Annotated in this window: 23 protein-coding genes and 1 pseudogene; 15 read left to right on the forward strand and 9 right to left on the reverse strand. The window is 71.1% G+C overall.

The genetic code is table 11. The features are described 5' to 3' along the window. Positions 1–122 precede the first annotated feature (122 nt). From ACZ5WE_RS19645 to ACZ5WE_RS19670, 6 genes are all read left to right on the forward strand, one after another. Positions 123–1,031 carry a carbohydrate ABC transporter permease gene (locus tag ACZ5WE_RS19645; protein ID WP_467693839.1) on the forward strand — a complete coding sequence of 303 codons (909 nt, stop codon included), beginning with the start codon at positions 123–125 and terminating at the stop codon, positions 1,029–1,031. A gap of 2 nt (positions 1,032–1,033) precedes the next feature. After that, the gene (locus tag ACZ5WE_RS19650; protein WP_467693838.1) at positions 1,034–1,921 is read left to right on the forward strand and encodes a carbohydrate ABC transporter permease; all 888 of its coding nucleotides are present in this window, start codon (positions 1,034–1,036) and stop codon (positions 1,919–1,921) included. 48 nt (positions 1,922–1,969) lie between these two features. Next, entirely contained in the window at positions 1,970–3,490 is a 1,521-nt protein-coding gene (arfA, locus tag ACZ5WE_RS19655) for an arabinosylfuranosidase ArfA (protein WP_467693836.1), read from the forward strand. A gap of 60 nt (positions 3,491–3,550) precedes the next feature. Further along, entirely contained in the window at positions 3,551–4,750 is a 1,200-nt protein-coding gene (locus ACZ5WE_RS19660; protein WP_467693835.1) for a sialidase family protein, read from the forward strand. A 96-nt stretch (positions 4,751–4,846) separates the two neighbouring features. Continuing rightward, positions 4,847–5,278 (forward strand): hypothetical protein, encoded by a 432-nt coding sequence (locus tag ACZ5WE_RS19665; RefSeq protein ID WP_467693834.1) that lies wholly within the window; start codon positions 4,847–4,849, stop codon positions 5,276–5,278. 74 nt (positions 5,279–5,352) lie between these two features. Next, positions 5,353–5,691 (forward strand): hypothetical protein, encoded by a 339-nt coding sequence (locus ACZ5WE_RS19670; protein WP_467693832.1) that lies wholly within the window; start codon positions 5,353–5,355, stop codon positions 5,689–5,691. A gap of 97 nt (positions 5,692–5,788) precedes the next feature. On the opposite strand, the gene ACZ5WE_RS19675 is transcribed toward ACZ5WE_RS19670, so the two are convergent. The 4 genes from ACZ5WE_RS19675 to ACZ5WE_RS19690 all read right to left on the reverse strand — a co-directional run bounded on the left by ACZ5WE_RS19675 (position 5,789) and on the right by ACZ5WE_RS19690 (position 10,192). Next, positions 5,789–6,673, reverse strand: coding sequence for a DUF2382 domain-containing protein (locus ACZ5WE_RS19675; RefSeq protein WP_467693831.1), 885 nt, complete (start codon positions 6,671–6,673; stop codon positions 5,789–5,791). Between the two features lie 264 nt (positions 6,674–6,937). Next, positions 6,938–7,369 (reverse strand): hypothetical protein, encoded by a 432-nt coding sequence (locus ACZ5WE_RS19680; RefSeq protein WP_467693830.1) that lies wholly within the window; start codon positions 7,367–7,369, stop codon positions 6,938–6,940. Positions 7,370–7,607: 238 nt separating this feature from the next. Next, a complete protein-coding gene (locus ACZ5WE_RS19685; protein WP_467693828.1) occupies positions 7,608–8,780 on the reverse strand; it encodes a M20 family metallopeptidase in 1,173 nt (390 codons plus the stop codon). 23 nt (positions 8,781–8,803) lie between these two features. Then, positions 8,804–10,192: an MFS transporter gene (locus ACZ5WE_RS19690; RefSeq protein ID WP_467693827.1), complete on the reverse strand. Its 1,389-nt coding sequence runs from the start codon at positions 10,190–10,192 to the stop codon at positions 8,804–8,806. Between the two features lie 193 nt (positions 10,193–10,385). On the opposite strand from ACZ5WE_RS19690, the gene ACZ5WE_RS19695 reads away from it, so the two are divergent. Further along, entirely contained in the window at positions 10,386–11,465 is a 1,080-nt protein-coding gene (locus ACZ5WE_RS19695) for an Lrp/AsnC family transcriptional regulator (protein ID WP_467693826.1), read from the forward strand. A 9-nt stretch (positions 11,466–11,474) separates the two neighbouring features. Here the strand turns inward: ACZ5WE_RS19695 and ACZ5WE_RS19700 are convergent, their stop codons facing one another. Further along, entirely contained in the window at positions 11,475–12,416 is a 942-nt protein-coding gene (locus ACZ5WE_RS19700) for a YihY/virulence factor BrkB family protein (RefSeq protein WP_467693824.1), read from the reverse strand. 296 nt (positions 12,417–12,712) lie between these two features. Here ACZ5WE_RS19700 and ACZ5WE_RS19705 point away from each other — a divergent pair, with 296 nt between their 5' ends. From ACZ5WE_RS19705 to ACZ5WE_RS19725, 5 genes and pseudogenes are all read left to right on the forward strand, one after another. Continuing rightward, entirely contained in the window at positions 12,713–13,318 is a 606-nt protein-coding gene (locus ACZ5WE_RS19705; RefSeq protein ID WP_467693823.1) for a hypothetical protein, read from the forward strand. Between the two features lie 224 nt (positions 13,319–13,542). Further along, positions 13,543–14,349, forward strand: coding sequence for an ABC transporter ATP-binding protein (locus ACZ5WE_RS19710; RefSeq protein ID WP_467693960.1), 807 nt, complete (start codon positions 13,543–13,545; stop codon positions 14,347–14,349). Then, positions 14,346–15,326 carry an ABC transporter substrate-binding protein gene (locus ACZ5WE_RS19715; RefSeq protein WP_467693822.1) on the forward strand — a complete coding sequence of 327 codons (981 nt, stop codon included), beginning with the start codon at positions 14,346–14,348 and terminating at the stop codon, positions 15,324–15,326. The genes ACZ5WE_RS19710 and ACZ5WE_RS19715 overlap by 4 nt, the downstream gene beginning before the upstream one ends. 6 nt (positions 15,327–15,332) lie before the next feature. Beyond that, positions 15,333–17,399 (forward strand): iron ABC transporter permease, encoded by a 2,067-nt coding sequence (locus ACZ5WE_RS19720; protein ID WP_467693821.1) that lies wholly within the window; start codon positions 15,333–15,335, stop codon positions 17,397–17,399. A gap of 140 nt (positions 17,400–17,539) precedes the next feature. Further along, positions 17,540–17,659 (forward strand): annotated as a pseudogene (locus ACZ5WE_RS19725) (2-hydroxycyclohexanecarboxyl-CoA dehydrogenase); the annotation flags it as partial. 311 nt (positions 17,660–17,970) lie between these two features. Here ACZ5WE_RS19725 and ACZ5WE_RS19730 read toward each other — a convergent pair. Next, positions 17,971–19,512 carry a SulP family inorganic anion transporter gene (locus ACZ5WE_RS19730; protein WP_467693820.1) on the reverse strand — a complete coding sequence of 514 codons (1,542 nt, stop codon included), beginning with the start codon at positions 19,510–19,512 and terminating at the stop codon, positions 17,971–17,973. 54 nt (positions 19,513–19,566) lie between these two features. Then, on the reverse strand, positions 19,567–20,244 hold the full coding sequence (locus ACZ5WE_RS19735) for a carbonic anhydrase (RefSeq protein ID WP_467693818.1): 678 nt from the start codon (positions 20,242–20,244) through the stop codon (positions 19,567–19,569). A gap of 379 nt (positions 20,245–20,623) precedes the next feature. On the opposite strand from ACZ5WE_RS19735, the gene ACZ5WE_RS19740 reads away from it, so the two are divergent. Continuing rightward, positions 20,624–21,196: a GNAT family N-acetyltransferase gene (locus tag ACZ5WE_RS19740; protein WP_467693817.1), complete on the forward strand. Its 573-nt coding sequence runs from the start codon at positions 20,624–20,626 to the stop codon at positions 21,194–21,196. A 29-nt stretch (positions 21,197–21,225) separates the two neighbouring features. Here ACZ5WE_RS19740 and ACZ5WE_RS19745 read toward each other — a convergent pair whose 3' ends face one another. Together ACZ5WE_RS19745 and ACZ5WE_RS19750 are read right to left on the reverse strand one after the other, a co-directional pair. Then, positions 21,226–21,705: a DUF5709 domain-containing protein gene (locus ACZ5WE_RS19745; RefSeq protein WP_467693958.1), complete on the reverse strand. Its 480-nt coding sequence runs from the start codon at positions 21,703–21,705 to the stop codon at positions 21,226–21,228. 111 nt (positions 21,706–21,816) lie between these two features. Then, positions 21,817–23,061 (reverse strand): PP2C family protein-serine/threonine phosphatase, encoded by a 1,245-nt coding sequence (locus ACZ5WE_RS19750; protein WP_467693815.1) that lies wholly within the window; start codon positions 23,059–23,061, stop codon positions 21,817–21,819. 265 nt (positions 23,062–23,326) lie between these two features. On the opposite strand from ACZ5WE_RS19750, the gene ACZ5WE_RS19755 reads away from it, so the two are divergent. Beyond that, complete coding sequence (locus tag ACZ5WE_RS19755) at positions 23,327–23,509, forward strand: hypothetical protein (RefSeq protein ID WP_467693814.1); 183 nt, start codon at positions 23,327–23,329, stop codon at positions 23,507–23,509. Positions 23,510–23,620: 111 nt separating this feature from the next. Next, complete coding sequence (locus ACZ5WE_RS19760; protein WP_467693812.1) at positions 23,621–24,643, forward strand: PHP domain-containing protein; 1,023 nt, start codon at positions 23,621–23,623, stop codon at positions 24,641–24,643. The last annotated feature ends 35 nt before the right edge of the window (positions 24,644–24,678 follow it).

Consider the following 24,678-nt stretch of genomic DNA (forward strand, 5'->3'; position numbering starts at 1 on the left):
GGCCCGTCTCCGGGCCCTTCCCGGTCCGCAGCCCAGCTCCCCTTGAGTCGACTCCGCTTGAGCCAACAGCCCTTGCGCCACCTGCCCCTGGATCCCGTACGCCTTGACCGAAAGGCCGAACCGTGGCCACGACGACCGTCCCCTCCCCGACGTCCAGCAGAGGCGACCGCTGGGCAGGACCGGGGATGCTGCTGCCCTTCGCCCTCTTCTACCTGGTGTTCCTGGTGGGGCCGCTCATCTACACCGTGGTCGCCGGATTCTTCGAGACGAGCCTGCTCAAGAGCGGCCTCGGTGACTTCGCGGGCCTGACGAACTACAAGGAGGTGCTCGGCGACGCGGAGTTCTGGCGGACCCTGCGCAACACACTGTGGTTCACGGTCCTGACGACCGTGCCGCTGGTGCTGCTCAGCCTGGCCCTCGCGGTGCTCGCCGACCGGTTCGTGCGCGGTCGCTGGTTCTTCCGGTTCGCGTTCTTCGCGCCGTTCGTGCTGCCCTCCGCGGTCATCTCACTGCTCTTCATGTTCATCTACGCCGACCAACTCGGCCTGGCCCAGGAGGCGGTGAAGTGGGTCGGCGTCGAGACCCCGCCGTCCTGGCTCGGCGACCCGGACTGGGCGATGATCTCCATCGCGGCGGCCACGGTGTGGTGGACGATCGGCTTCAACTTCGTGCTCTACCTGGCAGGGCTGCAGGACGTGCCGCGCGAGGTGCACGAGGCGGCCGCCATCGACGGCGCCGGGCCCTGGCAGCGCATCCGGCACGTGGTGGTGCCGATGCTGGGCCGTACGACGACGCTGGTGACGGTGTTGCAGATCATCGCCTCGCTCAAGGTCTTCGACCAGATCTACATGATGACCAGCGGCGGCCCCGACGGCAGCACCCGCCCTTCGCTGCAGCTCATCTACGACACCGGGTTCGTCGAGGGCCGCGTGGGCTACGCCTCGACCGTGTCGCTGCTGCTGTTCCTGGTGATCCTGTTCGTCTCCCTCGTCTGGTTCGCCCTCGTACGCCGTGCCGAGAAGGAGAGCTGACCATGACCGCGATCGCCACGCGCCCCGAGACGGAACAGCGCGGTGCCACCGTGCCACCGGCCCGCCACCGCGACTCGGAGCGCCTGTTCAACCGGGTGGCGCTCGGCACGCTCATCGCCCTCGCGCTGCTGTGGCTCGTGCCGCTCGCGTGGGCGCTGGCCACCTCGGTGCGCCCCGCGCAGGAGGTCGTCACCCACCCCACCGGGTGGTTCACCGCGCATCCGACCCTGGACGCGTACGGGGAGATCTTCGACGCGGGCAAGCTGCCCTACTGGTACGCCAACAGCTTCATCACCTCGACCCTCACCACGGTCCTCACGGTGATCATGGCGTCCCTGGCCGCGTTCGCCCTCTCGCAGACCCGTTTCCGGCTGCGTCGGGCCGCGTTCGTGATGCTGCTCGCCGGGATCATGATCCCGGGCCAGGTCCTGATGATCCCGCAGTTCCTCGCGCTCCAGTCGGCGGGCCTGCTGAACACCTACTGGGGTGTCGTGCTGCCCCAAGTACCCAATGTCGTGGCCGTGTTCGTCTTCAAGCAGTTCTTCGACGGGATACCGCGGGAGCTGATCGACGCGGCGCGCGCGGACGGGGCGGGCTGGCTGCGCACCTACTGGCAGATCGTGATGCCGATCTCCCGCCCGGCCGTCTCCGCGGTCACGATCTTCGTGTTCGTCGGCGTCTGGAACAACTTCCTGTGGCCGCTGCTCGTGGTGACCGACCCCGAGATGATGACGCTGCCCGTCGGACTCACCTCTGTCCAGGACGTGTTCGGCGTCCCCTACGCCCAGCTCATGGCGTCCGCCGTGCTCGGCGCGATCCCGCTGCTCGCCGTCTTCGCGCTGTTCCAGCGCCGCATCGTCGAGGGCATCGCAGGCACCGGCCTCAAGTAACCCCCGCCCCCTCGTACATCAACCCACGCAGAAGAGAGGCACCAGAACATGCCGCACACCGCTCGGTTCGTCATCGACCCGGAGTTCAGCGTCGGAGACGTCGACCCGCGCCTGTACGGAACCTTCGTCGAGCACATGGGACGCTGCGTCTACACCGGAATCCACGACCCCGAGCACCCCACCGCCGACGCCGACGGATTCCGTGGCGACGTCGCCGAGCTGGTCCGCGGACTGGGGACAGGTCTCGTGCGCTACCCCGGCGGCAACTTCGTCTCCGGCTACCACTGGGAGGACGGCGTCGGCCCGGTCTCCGAACGCCCCCGCCGCCTTGACCTGGCCTGGCGCTCCATCGAGACCAACCGCGTCGGCACCAACGAGTTCCTCGGCTGGGCCCGCCGGTTGGGCCTCGACCCGATGATGGCCGTGAACCTCGGAACCCGCGGCATCGACGCCGCCCGCGCCCTGGTCGAGTACTGCAACCACCCGAGCGGCACCGCCTGGTCGGACCTGCGCATCAAGCACGGCGTGAGCGAACCGCACGGCGTGAAGCTGTGGTGCCTGGGCAACGAGATGGACGGGCCCTGGCAGACCGGCCACAAGTCGGCCACCGAGTACGGGCGGCTGGCCGCCGAGGCCGGCAAGGCGATGCGCCAGGTCGACCCGTCCATCGAGCTCGTCGCGTGCGGCAGCTCCAACTCGCGGATGCCGACCTTCGGCACGTGGGAGCGCGAGGTACTGGAGCAGACCTACGACGAGGTCGACTACCTCTCCCTGCACGCCTACTACGAGGAGTTCGACGGCGACCGCGCCAGCTTCCTCGCCTCGGGCGCGCACATGGACCAGTACATCCGCGATGTGGTGTCGACCGCCGACCACGTCCGTGCGGTGCGGGGCGCCAAGAAGCACATCAAGCTCTCCTTCGACGAGTGGAACGTCTGGTACGCCGCCCGCTTCCCCGGCGAGCGCAACCTGGAGACCGCCGAGACACCCCGGCTCATCGAGGACACGTACAGCGTGACGGACGCCGCCGTGGTCGGCTCGCTGCTCATCACGCTGCTGCGCAACGCCGACCGGGTGGCCGTGGCCTGCCTCGCGCAGCTGGTCAACGTCATCGCACCCATCCGCACCGAGCCCGGCGGTGCCAGCTGGCGCCAGACCATCTTCCACCCCTTCGCCCAGGCGGCCCGGTTCGCCACCGGACGTGTGCTGCGCACCGACGCCACCGGGCCCCGCATCGACACACCTCAGTACGGTGACGTATCCGCCCTCGACACGGTGGTGACGCACGACGAGGAGACCGGAGCCCTCACGGTCCTCGCCGTCAACCGCGACCAGGAGCAGTCGCTGCGCCTCGAAGCCGCGCTGCGCGGGGTTGCCGCCGGATATCGCGTAGTGGAGCACCTGGTCCTGGCCGACCACGACCCGGACGCGGTCAACACCGAGGCGGAGCCGGACCGGGTGGTGCCGCGCCGCGCACCCGAAACGCACATCGCCACCGGGGGCGCGCTGGCGGCCGAACTGCCGCCGATCTCCTGGAACGTCATCCGGCTCGCCCCCCAACACGACTGACAGCGCACCCGGTCCACCGCTCCACCCAGCCCCCAACCACCGCAGAGTCAGGAGAGGCCCATGTCAGCGCCCGACCCCGCACGACCACGTCTCCTCCGCCCCACCCTCCTGTTCCCGCTGCTGCTCGCCCTCCTGGCAGCGCTGCTCGTCACGCAGTCCGGGGCGTCGGCCGACGCCGCGACCGGCACCTTGCTGCGCGACGGCACCGGCCTCTACCCACGCGCCGTCAGACTCGCCCACAACGGCGACGCGAACGGCCGGATCCTGGCCTCCGTTGTCACGTTCAACGGGAACGACGGGCTCGGCGCCATCCACGAGAGCACGGACGGGGGCGCGTCGTTCCGCGAAGTCGGTACGGTGCGCGACCCCGAGGCAGCGGGTGGACAGGGACTGTGCTGCTCGACGCTGTACGAACTTCCGCAACGCATCGGAGACATGCCCGCGGGGACGCTGCTGTGGGCGGCGTCGATCGGGCAGGACGAGCCGAATCGGCGCATGGCCCTGCGCGTCTTCAAGAGCCGTGACGTGGGCCGCAGCTGGAGCTATCTGTCCACGATCGCCACAGCGTCGAACGACAAGGGGCTGTGGGAGCCTGAGTTCTCCGTCGACGCATCGGGGCAACTCGTGGCGCACTACTCCGACGAGACCGACGCCGCCCACAGCCAGAGGCTGGTGGCCGCCCGCACCGCGAACGGGGTGTCCTGGACCGGCCACCACGACACGGTCGCCAGCACGCTCGCCTCGGACCGACCGGGTATGGCTGTGGTGCGCAAGATGGGCGACGGGACCTACTTCATGTCGTACGAGATCTGCGCGGCCGCTGGGCAGTTCGTGTGCGTCGTGCATTACCGGACCTCGTCCGACGGCTGGAACTGGGGCGCCACCGACTACCTGGGCATCCGCCCGGAGACCGCCGACGGCAAGTACTTCAAGCACGCGCCGAACCTGGCGTGGGCGCCCGAGGCGGGCAACCCGAAGGGCAGGCTCTTCCTCGTCGGGCAGGTCATGTACCACCGCGACGGCAGCCGGGCCGCCGGGAGCGGACGCACCGTCTGGGTCAACAGCGCGGGTGGTGCGGGGAGTTGGCGGGAGATCTCCGCGCCGGTCGCCGTCGAGTCGACGACCGTCGACTACTGCCCCAACTACAGCTCCAGCCTGCTGCCGTCCGCCGACGGCAACAGTCTCCTCGAGATCGCCACGGACTGGTCCGGCTCGGTCTGCAAGCCGTACTTCGCGACCGGGGCGGTGCCCGCCGCCTGAGCGCGTAGGCGTTCGGCAGGGTGATAGTGCAGCCACACGGGGGAGCCCGCAGCGAGCCTTCAACGCCCTGACCTCGGCAGCCGCTACCGAGAGATCATGACCTACGACCCGCTCGACGAGATGTTCCGCCGGATCGACCTGACGCAGGCCATGGAAGAGCAGTTCGGGATCAGTCGGGACTGGCCGCTGCGCCTGCGTGCCGCGCATGCCCAGCTCGAGCAGTTGCGCAGACTGCTCGGCGACGCCCACTACGAGACCTTTACCGTGAGCGCCGTCGAAGCCGTCCGCCGTCGTGCGGAAAGCCAGGGCCCCAGGGACCTGCACAGTCAGTACCTCGGCCGAGAGCTCCACGAGCAGGAACAGATCCTCGGTGAGGACGCCGCGCACGTCGCCTGGGGAATCGCGTGCGGGCTCACGGTCCTGCTCGACGATGAGCTGTACGAGAAGGTCATCGCGACCGCGGCGGCGGCGTGCAGGGCCGGGGCCGGTGCGGGGGCCGCTGCCGGGCCGGCCCAGACCGGTGCCTGACCAAGAGGGATCGGGTGAGTGGTTTCGTGCACTCCTGCCGCCCGTGGCGCGAGACTCGGCGGGACAATGAGCGCATGACCACCCAGGCACAGGCACAGGCACTGCACCCCGGCTCGTGCCGCTGCCGGTGCGGAGCCCACCCCGAGTTCCCCGAATCGTGCACCGGTCACGCCGAACCGGACCTCACCGGTGTCCTCAACTCGCCCCTGTGCCGCAACTGCCACGACATCAACATGGGCCTGGCTCCCCAGCGTGACTCCGACCTGGAAGGGGTCACCGCCACCTGCGCCTGTCACTGCCGGGCCAACCACCCCAGCAGCCCCGGCATTTGCGAGGCCGCCTCCGAGGACGGGGTGACGGTCGACGGCAGGCCTGCCTGCCGCGAGTGCCAGGAAGCGAGCCGCGGCAGCTGACGGTGCCGGCAAGTTGACCAAGAGGAAGGGAGCACCCGGCACGGGTGCTCCCTTCCTCCGCCGTCAGTTGCCCTCGGTCAGGGCGCCCTGAGGGGCGTCAGTGCCGCGGGCCCTGCTTCTTGTCACGCCAGTTCTCGCCCTTCGCGCGGCGCTCGCCCTTGGCGTCGTCGAACTCGATCTGCTCCTTGCGCACGGTGTCGGAGACCTCCTGGGTCTCGGTGACCTTCTCGGTCTCCAGACGGACGCGCTCGACCGGCACGGACTCCTTGCTGACCACCGCCTTCTCGGCGTGCAGGGTCACCTCGGTCTGCTCCTCGCCGATGTTGGCGCCGCGGGTGCGGTCACCCTCGCGGATGGGCTCGCGCACGACGCGAACTTCCTCGTGAGAGATGGGGACGGACGTCTTCACGTTCTCGTCGACGACCACCTTGCGCAGGCGGGCGTGCCCGACCTCCTGCTCTTCCGTTCCGACGCGGAGTCGCTCCTCCGAGCGGATCATCTCGTCCGTCTTGCCCTCGTCGCCCGCGCCGGAGCGCGTCGCGAACTCACGCGCGCCCGCGTTGCGGCCCTCGCCCATGCCCATACCGGCGCCCGCTCCGGCTCCCGCCATGCCCGCGGTACCGGCGCGACCACCTGCCGACGGGGCAGGCGTGCCGCTGGGGCGCGTGAGGCCGTAGTGCGTGTAGAGGTCCTGCTCCTCGCCCGGCTCGAGGTGCTGGTCGGCGTCCACGCGCGGAGCGTCCTTGACGGCCTCCTTCGTGGCCGTCACGTGCAGCTCGTCCTGCTGACGGCGGGCTCCGGCGAGCGGCACGAAGCTCTGCTTCATGCCGAAGAGACCGGTCTTGACGGTCACCCACTCGGGACGCCCAGTTCGGTCGTCGAGATACACCTGCTCGACGCTGCCGATCTTCTCGCCGGTCCGGTCGTAGGCCGTAAGGCCCGCGAGCCCGTCGGCGCTGGTGAAGGCCTCGCCCTGAGTCATGGGTGATCACTCCCTCGCAGCGCGCGACGGGCAGAAATCGAATCTCGCCACGGACGCCGCACGCGTCCCCTCCATCCCGCGCCGGAGCGGGGTGCGACGCAACCAGGAGAGTCACTGAGCGTGCTCGGACGGCTCGGCAGAGGTCCTTCGGCGGGCTGTTTGCAGCGATCGGGGTGACTTGGCGCACTACCACCTCGACTAGCCCGTTCGAGTGACGCGCCCGCACGTCGCCCGTACGTGCCGCGAGGACGGCGGCGGATTCGGCTAGGGCATGGCTGCCCGCACCAGGACCTGTTCCGTCTCTGACGGGAAGAAGCCGGTGATCCCCTGCATCAGGCGCAGCGCCGTGGTCACGCGCCGGGGGAGGGGCCGCGGCAGTCCGGCCGGAGCGAGGACCGCCACGCACGGCTGGGTCCTGGCCCGGTCCAGTTCGTGCTGGGCGCGCTGGTCCTCACCGTTGCGGATGTGGACGAGAGCGCGCCGGACACTGCCCGACGCCTGTTCCGAGACGCTCAGGAGCGCGGTGATGCCGGACGCGGTCGGGTCGGACCCGGTGGTGGGGTCGGCGGTCGGCCGGGCGATGGGCGTCGCGGCTTCGGCGAGCGTGCAGTCGCGGGCGGCCAGCCGGAGGTGGGTGCTTGCCTGGTCCAGGATTTTGACGATCGCGTACAACCGTCCCGTGTCGAACGAGGCCATGGGGTGACTCCTCATCGATACCGCGTGAGCGAACACGCGCACGAGTAGTTCGTCCTTCAGGCGTATCACCGCTGCATGCCGCGCCCGAACCCCTGCGGGGGGAGCGCACGCGGCGCGCAGGGAAGGGCGAACGCGGGCGCACGGTCCGGGATTTCCGCCCGGGGGCGCACGACTCGGGCCTGCCCCGGCCGCTCTCCTCCTGAGTCCTGTTCACAGGTCCCCTCCTCCTCGGCCCCGTTCAGAGATCCCGTCGAGCGACTCCGTCGAGCAGCCTGCGGCGTTGCTCGGCCGAGGTCGCGAGGTCGGTGCCCACGAGAGCCAGAGCCGCCGCGCCGTCCAGTACCGCGCGATCCGCGCCGAAGCTCTTGCCATGGGCCGTGAACTCGGGGGTGTGCTGGTGGGCGCCCCCGGTGTCGTATCCGATGGTCGGGTGGATGGTGGGCACGAGCCGGGAGACGTTGCCCATGTCCGTCGATGCCAGGGCCTGGCCCTGGCGTGACGTGACCGCGCGGCCGAGGCTGCGAGCCGCCCTGACGTACGCCTCGGTCAGGTACTGATCCTGCCGAAGTTCCGCGAAGTCCCGTCCGTGGACGTGTAGTTCCAGCGCTGCCCCGGTAGCGAGGGCGCCCGCCTCGAAACAGGATCGCACCCGGCCGCGTACCTCGCAGAGCAGTTCCAGGGAGGGCGCCCTGATCTCGTAACGTGCGGCGCTGCGGGCGGGGATGACGTTCACGGCCTGGCCGCCGTCCGTGACGATGCCGTGGACCAGCGCGCCGGGCGGCAGTTGCTGGCGCAGCAGTCCGATCGCGGTGTGCGCGAGGGCCATCGCGTCGAGGGCGTTGACGCCTTCCCATGGGGCGATGGCCGCGTGGGAAGGCGTACCCGTGTATGTGACGTCCCAGGCGCCGATGGCCAGCGAGGACGCACCGACGGTGTCGTCGGGGGCAGCGTGCACCATCATCGCCGCGGCGACATCGTCGAAGATCCCGGCCTCCAGGAGCAGCACCTTGCCGCCGATGTCCTCCTCGGCCGGGGTGCCGATCAGCTTGACGGTCAGGCCGAGTTCGTCCGCGGCCGTGGCCAGGCCGATGGCGGCGCCGACCGCGGCCGCGCCGTTGACGTTGTGCCCGCAGGCGTGACCGATGCCGGGCAGGGCGTCGTACTCGGCGCAGAACCCGAGCACCAGTTCTCCGCTGCCGCAGGTGGCGACCAGCGCGGTGGGCAGGTCGCCCACGCCCTGGGCCACCTCGAACCCGGCCTCCGTGAGCAGGCCCGTGATTTTCGCGGCCGAGCGGTGTTCCCGGAGGGCGGTTTCGGGCTCGTCGTGCAGGCTGTGGCTCAGGCCGACGAGTCGGTCGCTCCAGGCGCGCACGGCGGAAGTCACCGCCTCCTGTGCATCGTTGCTGCTCATCACCCGGGTATCAGTCACGCCTGTCATGCCAGTCCTTCTTTCTCCGCCACGCGTTCGGACGGTCGTACGGCTCGGCTGCCCGCCGTCCCCGGCGGGCGATAGCGCAGGGCGAGGGCCGAGCCGGCGACGGCGACGGCCGCACACGCACCCCAGCCCCACAGGTAGCCACCGATCCCGATGTGCCCGGTGCCGCGCGCCACATGCGCGGTGAAGAACGCGCCGATCACGGCGGCGCCGATGGCCGCGCCCAGCGACAGGGCCAGTTCGTTGAGGCCGACGGCGAGTGCGGTCTCGTGGTCCGCGACGACCTCGGCGGACAGCGTGCGCGTGATCGATTCGAAGAGCCCGGTGGCGAACCCGACGACGAGCGCGGCGGCCAGGTACTGCGCGAGGGTGTCGTGGAAGAGCACCATCCCCACGAAGCCGAGCGCGATGAGGCCGCCCCCGGCGGCGAGTACCGCACGGTCGCCCACACGGCGCGCGAGCCGTGGCGTCAGCGTGGACCCCGCGAATCCGGCGATGACCATCGCCAGGGAGACGGTGGCGATGGTCCGCGGGCCCATGTCCATGCCGTAGCCCGTCTCGGCGGGGGAAGCGCCCAGGAAGAGGGCGTTGGCGCCGAGGAAGCCGATCGTGCCGAAGGCGGCGCAGAAGGTGTGGCCGCTGACCACCGCGAGCCGCGGATTGCGCAGCATCCGCACGCTCACCAGCGGATGGGCGGACCGCCGCTCGACGGCCACCCAGGCCGCGAGCAGGAGGAAGGCCGCCGCCGTGAGGCCGAGCGTCAGCGGTGCGGCCCACCCCCAGGAGCTGCCCTGCGCGAGGACCAGGACGAGAGCGACGAGCCCGCCGGTCAGCAGGGCAGCCGCCCCGTAGTGGAAGCGGCCGCCGCGCGGCACGTCGCTGTCGGGCAACGCGGCCCCGGCGAGCAGCGCCAGCGCCGCGACGGGCACTGCCGTCCAGAGCCCGGCCGCCGGGTGCCGCTCACTGAGCGCGCCCGCGACCAGGCCGCCCACCCCGATGGAGATCAGCAGCACGCCGACGAGGAGGGAGATACCGGTGCGGTTCCGCTCCGGGGCCCGGGAGCGCAGGATCCCGACGAGCAGGGGGAAGAAGCCGACCAGCGCGCCCTGCAGCACCACCCCGACGGCGAGCGTGACCGCCGTCGGCCACGCGGCCATCAGCAGGGATCCGCCCGCGACCATGGCGAGCGCGACGCGGAGCATCCGGCGGTGGCCGTAGAGGTCGCCCAGGCGGGACAGCAGGGGGGTCAGTACGGCGAAGGCCAGCTGGGAGAGGAGGTAGATGTTGTTCTGGCCCACACCGCCGATGTGCAGCCGGCGGCCGAGCTCGGGCAGCAGGGGCGTGAGGTAGCCCTGCACGATGCCGCTGAACAGCACGACGACGGCCATGGCCGGGAGCAATCCCGGGCCTGAACCCGCTGGTCGTAGCCGCAGTCCCGATGTACGCGTGGACAAAGACTCACCTCATCTGGTGGCCGGGAACCGGAAGTGGTGGCTACTGTGCGGCCGGAGGCGCGGGTGCCCGCGCAGATCGAAGGATTCGTACGTACGAAGCGCGTTCGATGCGAGAAACGGTCATGTGGTGGAGCGAAACGCGGTGCGGCGAAACGCGGTGCGGCAGGATGTGACGGGGCAGGACGGGATGCGGCAGGAAACGACGGCCAGCGAGCTCGACCTCGCGCTCGTGAACGCCCTCCAGCTGCGTCCGCGTGCCTCCTGGTCCGAGCTGGCTCCCCTCCTGGGTGTCACGGCGAGCACCCTGGCACGCCGCTGGGAGCGGCTCCGCGGTGCCGGACTCGCCTGGGTGTACGCGGTGCCGGGCCGGGAGTTCACCCGCAGCCGCTGTACCGCCTTCGTGCTGCTGCGGTGCGCCCCGGGCACGCGGTCGCGGCTGATCGCCGAGCTCAGAGCGTTCCCGGAGGCCGTCACGATCGAGGTGACCGCGCCCGGGAGCGCCGACCTGTTCCTCGACGTGCTCGCCCCGGACCTCGCCTCGCTCGGCCGCTTCGTGACCGAGACGCTGGACGCTCTGGCGGGCATCACCTCGGTCCGCTGCCTGTTCGCCACATCGCTGTATGTCGAGGGGAGCCGTTGGCGGCTGCGTTCCCTGGACCCCGCCCAGCTCTCAGCACTGGGCAACTCCGCCCCCAGGGCGGCCGAGCAGATCCGTACGCTCGAACTCGATGCCGTCGACCGGGTCCTGCTCGACGCGCTGGTCCGCGACGGCCGTCTCGCGCTGGCCGAGCTCGCCGACCGCACCGCCACCAGCCCCGCCACCGTCCGCCGCAGGCTGCGCCGTCTGACGGACGCGGGCGTGCTGGGCTTCCGCTGCGACCTCGCCGCCCCGCTGGCCGGGCACCCGGTGCCGGTGACCCTGCTCGCCCAGGTCCCGGCGCGGGACATGGGCGCCGTCCACCGCACGCTCGCCGCGCTGCCCGAATGCCGCCTGGTCGCGGGCGTCACGGGCCCCGCCAATGTCCTCGCCACCCTCTGGGTCCACGACATCGCGGACATCCAGCGCCGCGAGACGGCCCTCTGCGCGCGCCTGCCCTCGCTGACCGTCACCGACCGCATCGTCGGCCTGCGTACGGTCAAGCGGATGGGCCATCTCCTGGATGACGGGGGCCGCCGCACGGGGATGGAACCGATCGCGCCCTGGTAGAGCGGTGCCTCAGGACTCGGGCACGGTCTCCGGTGTGCGGGCCATTTCCACCGTGAACTGGGCTCCGGCCAGCAGCGCCAGATTGGACACCCAGAGCCACACCAGGAAGACGACCACTCCGGCCAGTGAGCCGTAGAGCTTGCCGTAAGTGGCGAACCCCGTGGCGTACAGGGTGAACAGGCCCGAGGACAGGAGCCACAGCAGCGCGGCCAGCAGTCCGCCCGGCAGGCTGCGGCGCCAACCGCGCTCCGAGGGCGGCGCGTTACGGAAGAGGACGAGAACGAGCAGGACCACGAGACAGACCAGGGCGGGCCACTTCATGACGTTCCATACGGTCTGGCCCGCGTCGCCGACCCCGACGCGCCGCCCGACGGTCTGGACGAGTGAGCCGCTCAGCACGAGCAGGAGCGCGCTGGCAGCCAGCAGCGCGAGCAGCGCGGCGGCCGTCATCAGCACGCGGTGCGCCTTGCGCCACATGGGCCGGGTGTCCTTCACACCGTGCATCGCGTGCAGCGCCCGCCGGAAGACGGCCGCGTAACTGGAGGCGGACCACAGGGCGCTGACCCCACCGGCGATCACCACCGTGACCGCGGCGGACCGCGCGCGGGCCATCTCGGTGAGCGCCTCGTTCAAGGCGCTGCCCGACTGCGCGGGCGCCCAGTCGGTGACCTCGGCTATGAGCGACTGCGTGGTGTGGGGGCTGACCAGGCTGATCAGGCTGACCGTGACCAGGAGCGCGGGCAGCAGAGCGAGAATCGCGTAGTACGTCAGTGCCGCGGCCCAGTCGGACACGTCGTCGTTCCACATGGCCACCGGGGTGCGGCGCAGCGCGGCGCCCCGACGCGTCCACGGTGAAGGGCCCTCGGCAGGACCGGCGGGAGCGGAGAGCGCGCCCGACCCGCCCGAGACGCCGGCGTGCCCCGCACCCTCAGGCGTCGCGGAACTGGTCATGGGCTACTCCTCGGTGTTTCTGCGGACGGCGCACTGTGCCGTTTTCCCGGCTCGCCCCCTGGGACACGTGCCGCCCGGGTCCGTCATGCGGAAGCGTGCGGAAGGCAATCCTCCCCTTCCCGCCACCCGTGGGTTGAAGCGGGTCCGCGCACGTCGACCGGTAGCGGAAGTAGCCATTCGGTGACATCGCGGACAGGGCTGTGACGGGGGAGGGGGCAACGGGCGCGGGGTGTCGCGGGTCGTATGGGGCGTGGGGGCAGGCAAGCTGACCCTCCGAGAACGGGGAGTTGACGAAGATGAGCGTTCGCACGAGCCGAGGACTGTGTGCACTGGGGGCCGCGGTGGCCGTGGCGGGTGTGGTGGCCGGCACGAGCCCGGCGGCCGCCGCCGGCTCGCCCCGGTTCCTGGCGCCTGCCGAACTGCCGCCGCACGCGTCGTCGGCGTGGATCGCGGGACCGGTGACCGCCGGGCAGCCCGACCCGCTGCCGATGTGCGTGGGGGAGGCCCTGCCGTCGATCTCCGTGCACCGTGCCTACCGCACGGACTACGACACCAGCGCCCTCCAGGTGACGGTGGTCGAGCGCAGCGAGCAGCGTGCCAAGGACTTCGCGGCCCTGCTGCGCAAGAACCTCGACGGCTGCTCGAAGAAGCTGATGCAGGAGAACCCCGACGTCACCGCGACCCAGAAGTACTACGGGAAGCTGAACGTCGAGGAGGGCGCCCACGTCTACGGCGTCCACACCGAGGCCACGACAGGCTCGTCCGACATCAACATGCTGTCGGTCGGCCGGGACGGCACCACGGTGACGCTCGTCAAGTGGGGGCAGATGGGCAACTTCGCCCACGCGCAGGTGGCCGACTTCAAGACCACGACCGTCAAGGCCGTCAACAAGCTGTACTGACGGAACGAGAACGAACCCGGAGCCAGTGCCACCGGTGCCGCCCATCAGCTCGACCGATGGGCGGCACCGGTGCGTAACGGGGTTGCTGTGGAGGCTGCTTGTGTCCGGATAGAACCCTCTACTTCCGGCCAGACTAAGGTTAGGCTAACCTTCACGCCGTGAGATCAGGTGAACGCGCAGGTAGCGCCACACGTCCGCGCGGTCACGAACTGTCCGCCGAGCACATGACTGTGTCGTACGACGGCGTCGACGTCGTCCACGACGCCGCCATCCAGCTCAGGCCCGGCGAAGTGACCGCTCTCGTCGGCCCGAACGGGAGCGGCAAGTCGACGCTGTTGCGCACCATCGCCCGCTTGCAGGGCGCCCGGCGCGGCACCCTGACCCTCGACTCCGGTACGGCCGACGCCGCTGACGGCTTCGACCTCACCGCCCGCCAGTTCGCCCGGCGCGTCGCTCTCCTGACCCAAGGGCGCCCCACGCCCGGAGGGTTGACCGTCCGTGACGTCGTGGACTTCGGGCGCTACCCCTACCGGGGCCGCTGGGGTCAGGCCGATCCCGGGGGCGCCGCCGTGGTGGAGCGCGTGCTCACCATGACCGGCGTCGACGGCCTCGCCGACCGCGCCGTCGACCAGCTCTCCGGCGGACAGCTGCAGCGGGTGTGGCTCGCCGGCTGCCTTGCCCAGGAGACCGGCGTACTGCTCCTCGACGAGCCGACCACCTACCTCGACCTGCGCTACCAGATCGAACTCCTCGACCTGATGCGCGACCTCGCGGACGACGGCGGCATCGCCGTCGGCGTCGTCCTGCACGACCTCGACCAGGCCGCCGCCGTCGCCGACCGGATCGCCCTCCTCGACGCCGGGCGCATCGTCGCCGACGGCGCCCCAGAAGACGTACTGCGGCCGGAGCGCCTTTCCGAGACGTACGGCATCCGCATCGAGGTCGACACAGACCCCCTCACCGGCCGGCTGCGCACCCGCGCGATAGGCCGCCACCACAGCAGAAGTGAAAGGCTCCACACCTCCTCATGAGACGCTCCCTGATCGCCGCGACGGCCGCCACCGCCGCGGCCCTCATCCTGTCCGGTTGCGGCACCTCCGAGCCCGCCGAGGCCAGTTCGGACAAGAAGTCCGAGCCGATCACCCTCACCGACGCCGATGGCAGGACGGTGAAGCTGGACGGTCCGGCCAAGAAGGTCGTCGGAACCGAGTGGAACGTCGTCGAGTCCATGGTCACGCTCGGCGTCGACCCCGTCGGTGTCGCCGACGTCAAGGGCTACAAGGCGTGGGACTCTGCGGTTCCGCTGAAGAACGACCCCAAGGACATCGGCACCCGCGGCGAGCCGAGCATGGACACCCTCGCCGGTCTCACCCCGGACCTCATCGTCACCACGACCGACATGTCGGCCTCCGCGGTGAAGCAGATGAAGAGGGTCGCCCCCGTACTCCAGGTCAAGGCCGCCGACGGCTCCGACCAGGTCGGGCAGATGATGGACACCCTCGACGTCATCGCCAAGGCCACCGGCACGACCAGCGAGGCCAAGAAGGCCAAGGAGTCGTACGAGGCCAAGGTCGCCGAAGGCAGGAAGGCGCTGAAGGAAGCCGGGCTCGACGGCTCGAAGATCGCCATGGCCGACGGTTACGCCGCCTCCAACCAGGTGTCCCTGCGCGGCTACACCAGCACCTCCCTCCTCGGCGCCGTCAACGAGGACCTCGGCCTCAAGAGCGCCTGGAAGCTCAAGGGCGACAAGGACTACGGGCTCGCCACCACCGACGTCGAGGGCCTCACCGCGCTCGACGACGACGCGAAGCTCGTCTACATCGGCAACAAGGGCGACGACAGCTCCGACGTGTTCACCGACGAACTCGCGGACAACTCCGTCTGGAAGTCCCTGCCGCTCGTCAAGGACGACGAGGTGCACCGTCTGCCCGACGGCATCTGGATGTTCGGCGGCCCCGAGGCGATGGAGGCGTACATCGACGCCCTCATCGACAGCCTGAAGAAGTAGGAGACCGTGGCCGTCACCGCAACGCCCTCAGCCACGCCCGAACGCACGGCCGCATCCCCATCGGGCGTGGTCGCGGTGACGGCCGGTCTCGTTCTTCTGGTCGCCGTTCTCGCCGTCGTCGACATCACGCAAGGCACCGCGTCCGTCGGCCCCGGCCAGGTGTGGAAGGCCCTCACCGGGCAGGCCGAGCAGGGCGACTCCTCCGTCGTCATCGCCTCACGCATGCCCCGCATGGTCGCCGGGATACTCGTCGGCGTCGCGCTCGGCGCGGCCGGCGCCACCCTGCAGGCCGTCACCCGCAACGTGCTCGCCGCTCCGGACACCCTCGCCGTCAACACCGGTGCCTACCTCGCGGTGACGATCCTGGTCGCCAGCGGTGCCACGGCTCCGCTGCTCGCCTCGTCCGGAGTGGCGTTCCTCGGCGGTCTTGCGGCGGCCGCCGTCGTTCTCGCGGTGTCGGGACGAGGCGCCGGAACGGTTCGCCTCGTCCTCGCGGGCAGCGCGCTCGCCCTTGGACTCAACGCCGTCACCGAGGCGCTGCTCCTGCTCTTCCCCGAACGGACCGAGGGCCTCTACCAGTGGGGCCAGGGGAGCATCAGCCAGAACGGCTTCGACGGCGTGGTCCAGATGGCGCCCGTCATCGGGGCCGCACTCGTCGGTCTCCTGCTGATCGCCCGTCGAATCGACGCCCTGGCCCTCGGCGACGACGCGGCGCACGGGCTCGGCATCCCGGTCCGCGGGACGCGCGTCGCGTCCGTCGTTCTCGCGTCGATGCTCGCCGCCGCGACGGTGACGCTCGCGGGGCCGATCGCCTTCGTGGGGCTGTGCGCCCCGGCTCTCGTGCGGCCGCTCGCCGGTCGCTTCCGCGCCCTCGTACGCCACCGCACCCGCATCCCCGTCGCGGGCCTCGTGGGCGCCGCCCTCGTACTGGGCTCCGACGTGCTGCTGCGCGCCGTGACGTCCTCCCAGACCGCGGTCACCGTGCCCACGGGCGTCATCACCAGCGTCGTGGGCGCCGTGTTCCTCGTCGTCATGGCGATGCGCACCCGTGACGGCGCCGGGGCCGCCGTGCCGGACCGGCTGCGCATCCCGAGCCGGACCGCGTACGTCGTCACCGTGGTGCTCCTGGTGGGCGCGCTGGTCGGCGTCGCGATCGCCGCGGTGCTCGTCGGCGACAGCACGTTCCTGCTCGGCGACGTGGTCAACTGGGTCCGGGGGCAGTCGGGCCAAGCCATCACCTTCGTCCTCGACACCCGGGTGCCACGGGTGTTCGCCGCGCTCCTCGCGGGAGCCGCCCTCGCGCTGTCCGGCACGCTCGTACAGTCCGTGACCCGCAATCCGCTCGCGGAACCCGGTGTCCTCGGCGTCTCGGGTGGAGCGGCGCTCGGCGCCATCATCCTTGTCACCTCGGCGCCGGGCGCCGGATCGTGGAGCGTCGCGGGCGCGGCGTTCGCCGGCGCCGCGGTCAGCGCCGTCGTCGTCTTCGGGCTCGCGGCGAAGGGCGGCTTCCAGAACAGCCGACTCGTCCTGGTCGGCATGGGTGTGTCCACGGGAACGATGGCGCTCATCAGCCTGCTGATCGTGCTCACCGACCGGTTCAGCGCGACCAAGGCGCTGATCTGGCTCTCGGGCTCCACCTACGGACGGACCGGCCCCGACATCCTGCCGGTCGGGGCCGTGCTCGTGGCGGCGACGGCCGTGGCCATCGCCCGCCGCAAGGAGCTCGACCTCGTCTCGCTCGACGAGGACACCCCCCGGCTCCTGGGCCTCGACCTGGCGCGCGGACGCCTCGGGTTCCTCATCATGAGCGTGCTGCTCAGCGCCACCGCGGTGGCCGCGGCCGGCACGATCGGCTTCGTGGGTCTCGTGGCGCCGCACGCGGCACGCGCGCTGGTGGGCCGACGCCACATCCGGGTCGTCCCGGTGGCGATGCTGCTCGGCGCGTCCCTCGTCTGCCTCGCCGACCTGCTGGGCCGCACCGTGATCGCCCCGGCACAACTGGGCGCGGGACTCATGACGGCGGTCGTGGGGACGCCGTACTTCGTGTACCTGCTGGTACGTAGCCGGCGGTAGCGGGACCGGCTCCGCGGCGGGCCCGGGCACCTGGCGCCGCCCTGTCGAAATCCGGTGGGTTGCTCCGACGTCTCACGGAAGTCGGTTGATTCCGGAAGCTTCCGTGTCGGAAATATCGGAAGGGCGTGGTGGAGGTGCTGATGGAGAACAAGGTCGCTGTCGTGTACGGGGCCGGCGGGACGATCGGCGGGGCGGCGGCCCGTGCCTTCGCCGAGGAGGGGGCCCGGGTGTTCGTCGCCGGGCGCACCCGGGCCACACTGCCACGTAGCCGCCTTCGTGGCCTCGGACCGGGTCCGCACGCTGACGTCGACGGACGTGAACATCTCCTGCGGTGCCCTTGTCGACTAGTCGGCCGGCGGCGTGCGTGACGGCTGGTGGCGACACGGCGGCCCCGCCGCGACGGGGGGACGCGGCGGGGCCAAGTAGGCGAGTGCCCCGCCAAGTGAGCCTCACGCCTGATTCGGGCATCGATTTCGGGCCCTCATGGGGCAGCCGGGCCGAAGAGCGCCGCGCCGCCCGCCACCGGGGCGGGTGGCGGGCGGCGCGGCGGGTCCTGTGGGGGCGGGCAGCGTCAGCGGCGCATCGGTGCCTCCGCGGGTTCCCCGGACTCGGAGTCGGGGAACGTCTTCATCCGCACCGCTTCCGTACCGCTGTCGTTGTGCCGCAGCGCCCAGTTCTCCAGCGTCGTGCGGCAGGCATGGTCCAGATGGCGCACGGCGGTCAGATCCAGCTCGATGGGCCGGTCCTTGGGCAGGGCCTCCAGCGTCTCCAGGATGCGGGGCAGCCGCAGGAACGTCGCGTTGCCGGTGAGGGTGACGACCATCCGGCCGCCGGTCAACTCCCGCACGTCCAGGTGTACGTGCGAGGTGTCCCAGGCGGACTTGACCACCGCGAGTACCAGGCCGAGTACCACACCCTCGAACATGTTGGTCACCACGATGGCGATCGCGGTGGTGGCGAGCACCAGGGCCTCGCCCCGGTGCTCGCGGGCGAGCGGGACGATCGCCTTGGCAGGGATCAGCTTGCAGCCCGCGTGGACCAGGACGCCGGCGAGCGCCGCCAGCGGGATGACGCCGAGCGCGGCCGGGAACAGCACGGCGAACAGCAGCAGCCACGCACCGTGCAGGACACGGGAGAGCGGAGTGCGGGCGCCGGCCTCGACGTTGGCCGAGCTGCGGACGATGACCGCCGTCATCGGCAGCGCGCCAAGGACGCCGCACGTCGCGTTGCCGATGCCCTGGGCGACCAGCTCCTTGTCGTACTGCGTGCGCGGACCGTCGTGCATGCGGTCCACCGCGGCGGCGCTGAACAGCGATTCGGCCGAGGCGATGAGGGTGAACGCGAGGACCGTGCCGAGCACGGCGACACTGCCCAGGGCCGCCAGGTCGCCGAGTCCCGGCGGCTGAATGGCATCAACCAGGCCGCGCACCGTCACATTGGCCACGTCCAGACGCAGCCCCGCGGCCACCGCGGTGGCCAGCGCGACGGCGGCCAGTGGGGCGGGCACCACGCGCACGGCCGCGGGCAGCTTCGGCCACAGCACGAGCACGGTGATGGTGCCAAGGCCCAGGGCCGCGGCGGTCAGTGAGGTGGTGTCAGCCAGCACGTCGGCAAGCAGGCCGGGCAGCCCGGCTATCTTGTCGAGCCCGGAGCGCGGCTGTTCAGCCCCGGCCATGGTGTAGAGCTGGCCGAGGATCAGTACGAGTCCGATGCCCGCCAGCATGCCCTGGACGACGGACACGGAGATGGCGCGGAACCACCGGCCGCAGCGCAGCAGGCCGAGGGCGATCTGCAGGGCGCCGGTGAGCAGCACGATGGCGCCGAGCATGCCGAGCCCGAACTCCTGAACCGCCTCGAAGACGAGCACGGTCAGTCCGGCGGCGGGCCCGCTCACCTGCAGGGCGCTGCCGGGCAGGAAGCCGACGACCAGGCCGCCGACGATGCCGGTGACAAGGCCCAGTTCGGCGGGCACGCCGGAGGCGACAGCCACGCCGACGCACAGCGGCAGGGCGACGAGGAAGACGACGAGTGAGGCGAGGAAGTCCTGGCGCCGGACGCCTGGTTCACGCAGCGGGCGGAAGGGGGAGCGGAGAGAGGAGATGAAGGAGGACATGAGGGTGGGGGGTCCTGTCGTGGGAGCGGGCCGGGCGGCGGAGCGTGGCGGCTCTCACAGCGGACCGAACGTCTGCGGGTCGTCGGGCGACGGGCGATGGGCGGTGACGGCGCCTGTGTGCACCTCGTAGTACCAGGCGTGCAGGGTCAGCGAGCCTTCGTCGATCCGCTCTCTCACGCAGGGGTACGCGCGCAGCCTCTCCACCTGCGCGAGCACGTGTGTCCGTACGGCTTCGGCCACGTCCGCGGAGGCCGGGGCGAGGGAGCGTACGGCGGCGTCCGGGGCGACGGAGTGGTCGAGCCAGTCGCGCACGGCCGGGACGGCCGAGAGGTCTTCGCCCCGCACCAGGGCGCCCACCGCGCCGCAGTGGGAGTGTCCGCAGACGACGATGTCGCGGACTCCGAGCACGCACACCGCGTACTCGATGGTGGCCGCCTCGCTCATGGGGTGGCTGTCCCGGCTGACGCCGTCGCGGGAATCGCGGGAATCGCGGGAGTCATGGGCGTCACGGGAGGGGTAGGGCGGTACGACGTTGCCCGCTGTACGGAGTTCGAAGAGTTCGCCGGGGCGTGCTCCGGTGATCAGGGTCGGTACGACGCGTGAGTCGGAGCACGTGACGAACAGGGCTTCGGGCGACTGCCCGGCCTCGAGGGCCTGGAAGGCCGCGGCGTTGTGAGGGGCCGCGACGTGTGTCGCGGCGAAGGAACGGGCGTTGTCGATCAGGGACTTCATGATGGCCTGCCTCCTGCGTCACTCCGGCGGAGCCGGGACGCGGTGTGGTCGGGTCGATGGTGACAGTGGGGCGGCGCGGGCCGCTGCATGACAGCGGCCACCACGTCGCCCCGGACACAGCCTGCACGTCAGCTGTGTCTCTCACTTTGCCATCGTATTAACCTCTGATGACAGAGCAAAAACCTGCCAAAGATTGAGTAATAAACGCCCCTGAGCTGGGAGTTGATCCAAACCTCAACCGTTGGTCAAGGGTTCACGTGAAGATCATGTGGAGCACATGTGACGGTTCCGTTTCGGCAGGTGGCTGCGGCTTTGCGCGGGTGGTTGCTGAACCCGCTGCCTCCGCGGCCCGCGCCGCCGCCCGTGCCACTGTGGTGTCATGCCCATTGACGTGCGCCCAGCCTCGGTCTTCGAGGACGTTCGTGCCGTGGTCGGTCCGAAGTCGCCCGGTGCCAATGTCTGCTGGTGCCTGAGCTATCGGATCCCGTCCAAGCTCAACAACGAGCTCCGTGGGCCGCAGCGCGGTGAGTACGTCGCCGGGTTGTGCCGTGCGGACCCCCCTCCGGGGGTGCTCGCCTACGACGGGGACGAGCCGGTCGGCTGGGCCGCCGTGGCGCCGCGCTCGGACACGTCCTTCGCGCGGAACCGGAAGATTCCGTATGTCGACGATCTGCCCGTCTGGTCCCTGTGGTGCGTTCGGGTACGCCCCGGTCACCGGAAGCAGGGGATCTCGCACGCCCTCATCGCCGGTGCGGTCGAGTTCGCCCGCGACCACGGGGCACCGGTGGTCGAGGCGTACCCGCTCGACAACGGCGACGCCAAGGTCGACCTGACGATGGCGTACGCGGGACTCCGCAAGAACTTCGAGCGTGCCGGATTCACCCACGCGGCCGACACGACGTCCGTGCTCGCCGGTCACCCCCGGATCCTGATGCGGCTCGACCTGCGCTGACCTTCGCTGACGTGCCTTGAGCGACGAGGTCAGTTCGCGGCGTCCGGGTCGATGACATGCACCGCGGCCTCCTCGGCGGATGCCGCCCCGCCGTCGATGCCCATGTCCTCGCCGACCATGTCCTGCGCGGCGTCGGTTTCCGGATCCCCGCTTGCCCCCTCGTCCGGGGCGAAAAGGCGGCCTGCGCGGGCGTCACCCACCTCCGCCTCGTCGATCGGCTCGCCGTCGGTGTCGGTGGTGTCCCCGATGCCGTCGTCGCCCTCGGCAGGATCAGGAACGTCGAGCGCGGGGTCGGGCCGCTCCTCGGAGAGGCGCTCGTCCAGGCTCTCGCCCTCCTGCTGCTCCTGAGCGGTGGTGCCGGTGTGGGCGACTCCGAGGGGCCGCTCGGGGGGCGACCAGCCCTCGTCGTACGGATCCGCCCCGCGGTCGTTGAGCGTGTCCTCCGGATCGAGGATGCCCTCGTCCTCGCGGACCTCCTCCGCTGCGGGCTGGTAGACCTCGTCGCCCATGACCTCGTCGTCTCCCACGGTGCTCGTCCTCCTTCATGCGCGACTGATGCTGGTGTTCTGTCGTGTATCCACCCTGATCCAGAACACACGTTCCGGCATGCGGGGGAGGGATCACCGGGTTCCCGGCGGGCGCCACTCCAGGAGCAACAGCGTCGCGTCGTCGCGCAGTTGGTTGTCCTGCCGGTCGAGGATGGAGTGGATGAGCTGACGCAGCGCCTCCGGCGCCGGTTCGCCCGCCGCGGTCGCGCGGATGATGCTGTCCGTGAACCGGTCAAGACCGAACTGAGCACCACCCCCGGTCCGCAGCTCGGTGACGCCGTCCGTGTACATCAGCACCCGGTCACCCGGCTCGAGCGCCTCCTCGTGGACCTCCCACGCCACGTCGGCCAGCACGGCGGGCGTCCCCATGGGCGGCTGGGGCGGCCGCTCGAGCGCACGGTCGAGCACGCGGTGGTCCCGGATCAGCAGGGGCGGCGGATGGCCGCAGTTGCACCAGCGCAGCAGGCCATCGGCCAGGTCGAGCTGGGCGAGGATCCCCGTGCAGAACTGCTCGGGCAACCACTCGGCCAGCGCGTGCTGCACGGTCTCGACGAGCTCGGGCAGCTCGGCCTCGGCACGCCGGGCGTTGCGGCAGCCGGCCATGGCGACGGCGGTCGTCAGGCCCGAGGCGAGGTTGTGACCCATGGCGTCCAGGATCGCCACGTGCAGGGTCGACGGGGTCAGCGAGTGGTCGAAGGCGTCGCCGCCGATCTCGTACGCCGGTTCGAGGACGGCCGTAGAGATCACATGGGAGTTGCCGATCGTCCTGGGTGGCAGGAAGGCCCGGAGCATCTCGGCGGGAAGCTGCATGGTCTCGGACCGTGTCCGGCGCGCGAAGCTGTCGCTCGACGCCCGCTTCGAGGTGATCGTCATGGCGAGGACGGAGGCCAGCATGCGGCAGCGGCGCAGCAGCGCGACATCGATGACCGACGCCGTGGCACCGATCACGCCGAGGCGCTCGGCGCCGTCGATCAGCGGCAGCCAGGCGACGATCCTGCCCTGCGGCAGCTCCTCGACCCGCAGCGCGTGCGCCCGATAGGCCGAACCGGCGACGGAGTCGTCCACATCGAGGGATGGCAGCCCCTCTGCCAGCGACACCAGACACCGCTGCTGGAGGTCCACGAGATACACGTCGACCCGGTCGAGCCCGACGGCGTCGGCGAAGCGCTGCGCCAGGACCGGCAGCTCCATCGGCGCCGCCGCGTGCGCCGAGGCGAGCAGCTGCTCGAACAGCTGCTCCCCGGGACCGGGCTGCCGGGGGCCTTGCTTCCCGGGAGCCGGGCCCCCGGGATCAGGCTCCCTGGGATGGCTCGACATCTGTGATCACCGCCTCATCAGCAGTCTCACACCAGGCCCGGGATCCCGCCCGGCTTCGGACGGCAGAGGCCCCCATTCCACGTACACCCGCCGTGTTTCGGGCCTTGCCGGGCTCACCCCGGTCCCCCGGACCGCCCGTCTCAGTGATCGACCCCGGTCCGCAGAGGCCCGCACCCGCAGCGTAAGGTCGCGGACCGGCCGCATGCGGCCGGACTGAACCAATACAGTCACCCGAACACAGTCACCGAACAAGGAGCTGCTGGTCATGCCGGCCAATGACGCCGCTGAGGCGCCGATCTACGAAACCCTCGTCCAGGAGCACGGCGACGTCCTCGCGACAGCCCGCAAGGCCGCCGAGGAGACCCAGCAGAGAGCCGAGGCCGTGCTCGACTTCCGGGGGCCGGTCGCGGTCGTGCCCGACGCCCCCTCCGCCGAGCCCGCGGCGTAGGCATCACCCCGGGTCGGGGAAGGCTCCCGCCCTCACATGCCACGGCGCCCTTTGTGGGCGACGCTGGAAGCACGCGTACGCCGTCGCAGTCCCCGACGGCCGGAGGTGCTGATGGATCCCGTCGAGGCGCTGGAACGGATCGCCTTCCTGCTGGAGCGCGGCCGCGCCCCGACCTACCGGGTGCGGGCCTTTCGTACCGCGGCCGAGGTGGTGGGCGGTCTCGCCGACGGTGAGGCCGCGCGGCGCGTCGCCGACGGGTCCCTGGAGTCGCTCAAGGGGATCGGCCCCAAGACCGCCGGTGTGATCCGCGAGGCGCTGTCCGGCGACGTGCCGGGGTATCTGGAGCGGCTCGAGGACGAGGCCGACGCCCCGCTCGCCGGGGGCGGCTCCCGGCTGCGGGCGCTGCTACGCGGCGACTGCCACCTGCACTCCGACTGGTCCGACGGCGGCAGCCCGATCGAGGAGATGGGCCGCGCGGCACAAGCGCTCGGCCATGAGTGGGCCGTGCTCACCGATCACTCGCCACGGCTCACCGTCGCGCGCGGCCTGTCGCCGGAGCGGCTGCGCGAGCAGCTGGCGGTGGTGGCGGACCTCAACGAGCGCTGGGCACCCTTCCGGCTGCTCACGGGCATCGAGTGCGACATCCTCGACGACGGTTCGCTCGACCAGGAGCCGGAACTGCTCGACCAGCTCGACGTGGTGGTCGTCTCCGTCCACTCCAAGCTGCGCATGGACGCCGCGGCGATGACGCGCCGCATGGTCGCGGCCGTCAGCAATCCACGAGCCGACGTGCTCGGCCACTGCACCGGACGGCTCGTCACCGGGCGTGGCAGGCCGGAGTCGCAGTTCGACGCGGACGAGGTGTTCGCCGCGTGCGCGGCCGCCGGTACGGCCGTCGAGATCAACAGCAGGCCCGAGCGCCTGGACCCACCGCGCCGGCTGCTGCGCAGGGCCGTGGACGCCGGTGTGCTGTTCTCCGTGGACACCGACGCGCACGCGCCCGGTCAGCTGGACTGGCAGGTGATCGGGTGCGAGCGTGCCGAGGAGTGCGGGGTGCCCGCCGAGCGCGTGGTGACGACCTGGACGGCGGAGGAACTGCTGGCCTGGACGCGGGAGAAGCGGGCGGCGGCCTGAGCAGGGCACGCCGGCCCGGGGCCACAGCTTCAGCT

It is taken from the genome of Streptomyces sp. NPDC033180 (assembly GCF_055577645.1).

Excerpts from the sequence above, each read along its gene's own strand:
- ACZ5WE_RS19715 (WP_467693822.1), top strand. The coding sequence starts at position 14,346 with ATGAGACGCTCCCTGATCGCCGCGACGGCCGCCACCGCCGCGGCCCTC.
- ACZ5WE_RS19700 (WP_467693824.1), bottom strand. The coding sequence starts at position 12,416 with ATGACCAGTTCCGCGACGCCTGAGGGTGCGGGGCACGCCGGCGTCTCG.
- ACZ5WE_RS19665 (WP_467693834.1), top strand. The coding sequence starts at position 4,847 with ATGACCTACGACCCGCTCGACGAGATGTTCCGCCGGATCGACCTGACG.
- ACZ5WE_RS19690 (WP_467693827.1), bottom strand. The coding sequence starts at position 10,192 with ATGGCCGTCGTCGTGCTGTTCAGCGGCATCGTGCAGGGCTACCTCACG.
- ACZ5WE_RS19745 (WP_467693958.1), bottom strand. The coding sequence starts at position 21,705 with ATGGGCGACGAGGTCTACCAGCCCGCAGCGGAGGAGGTCCGCGAGGAC.
- ACZ5WE_RS19670 (WP_467693832.1), top strand. The coding sequence starts at position 5,353 with ATGACCACCCAGGCACAGGCACAGGCACTGCACCCCGGCTCGTGCCGC.
- ACZ5WE_RS19705 (WP_467693823.1), top strand. The coding sequence starts at position 12,713 with ATGAGCGTTCGCACGAGCCGAGGACTGTGTGCACTGGGGGCCGCGGTG.
- ACZ5WE_RS19735 (WP_467693818.1), bottom strand. The coding sequence starts at position 20,244 with ATGAAGTCCCTGATCGACAACGCCCGTTCCTTCGCCGCGACACACGTC.
- ACZ5WE_RS19685 (WP_467693828.1), bottom strand. The coding sequence starts at position 8,780 with ATGAGCAGCAACGATGCACAGGAGGCGGTGACTTCCGCCGTGCGCGCC.
- ACZ5WE_RS19660 (WP_467693835.1), top strand. The coding sequence starts at position 3,551 with ATGTCAGCGCCCGACCCCGCACGACCACGTCTCCTCCGCCCCACCCTC.
- ACZ5WE_RS19740 (WP_467693817.1), top strand. The coding sequence starts at position 20,624 with ATGCCCATTGACGTGCGCCCAGCCTCGGTCTTCGAGGACGTTCGTGCC.
- ACZ5WE_RS19680 (WP_467693830.1), bottom strand. The coding sequence starts at position 7,369 with ATGGCCTCGTTCGACACGGGACGGTTGTACGCGATCGTCAAAATCCTG.
- ACZ5WE_RS19750 (WP_467693815.1), bottom strand. The coding sequence starts at position 23,061 with ATGTCGAGCCATCCCAGGGAGCCTGATCCCGGGGGCCCGGCTCCCGGG.
- ACZ5WE_RS19710 (WP_467693960.1), top strand. The coding sequence starts at position 13,543 with ATGACTGTGTCGTACGACGGCGTCGACGTCGTCCACGACGCCGCCATC.
- ACZ5WE_RS19730 (WP_467693820.1), bottom strand. The coding sequence starts at position 19,512 with ATGTCCTCCTTCATCTCCTCTCTCCGCTCCCCCTTCCGCCCGCTGCGT.
- ACZ5WE_RS19650 (WP_467693838.1), top strand. The coding sequence starts at position 1,034 with ATGACCGCGATCGCCACGCGCCCCGAGACGGAACAGCGCGGTGCCACC.
- ACZ5WE_RS19755 (WP_467693814.1), top strand. The coding sequence starts at position 23,327 with ATGCCGGCCAATGACGCCGCTGAGGCGCCGATCTACGAAACCCTCGTC.
- ACZ5WE_RS19675 (WP_467693831.1), bottom strand. The coding sequence starts at position 6,673 with ATGACTCAGGGCGAGGCCTTCACCAGCGCCGACGGGCTCGCGGGCCTT.
- ACZ5WE_RS19760 (WP_467693812.1), top strand. The coding sequence starts at position 23,621 with ATGGATCCCGTCGAGGCGCTGGAACGGATCGCCTTCCTGCTGGAGCGC.
- arfA (WP_467693836.1), top strand. The coding sequence starts at position 1,970 with ATGCCGCACACCGCTCGGTTCGTCATCGACCCGGAGTTCAGCGTCGGA.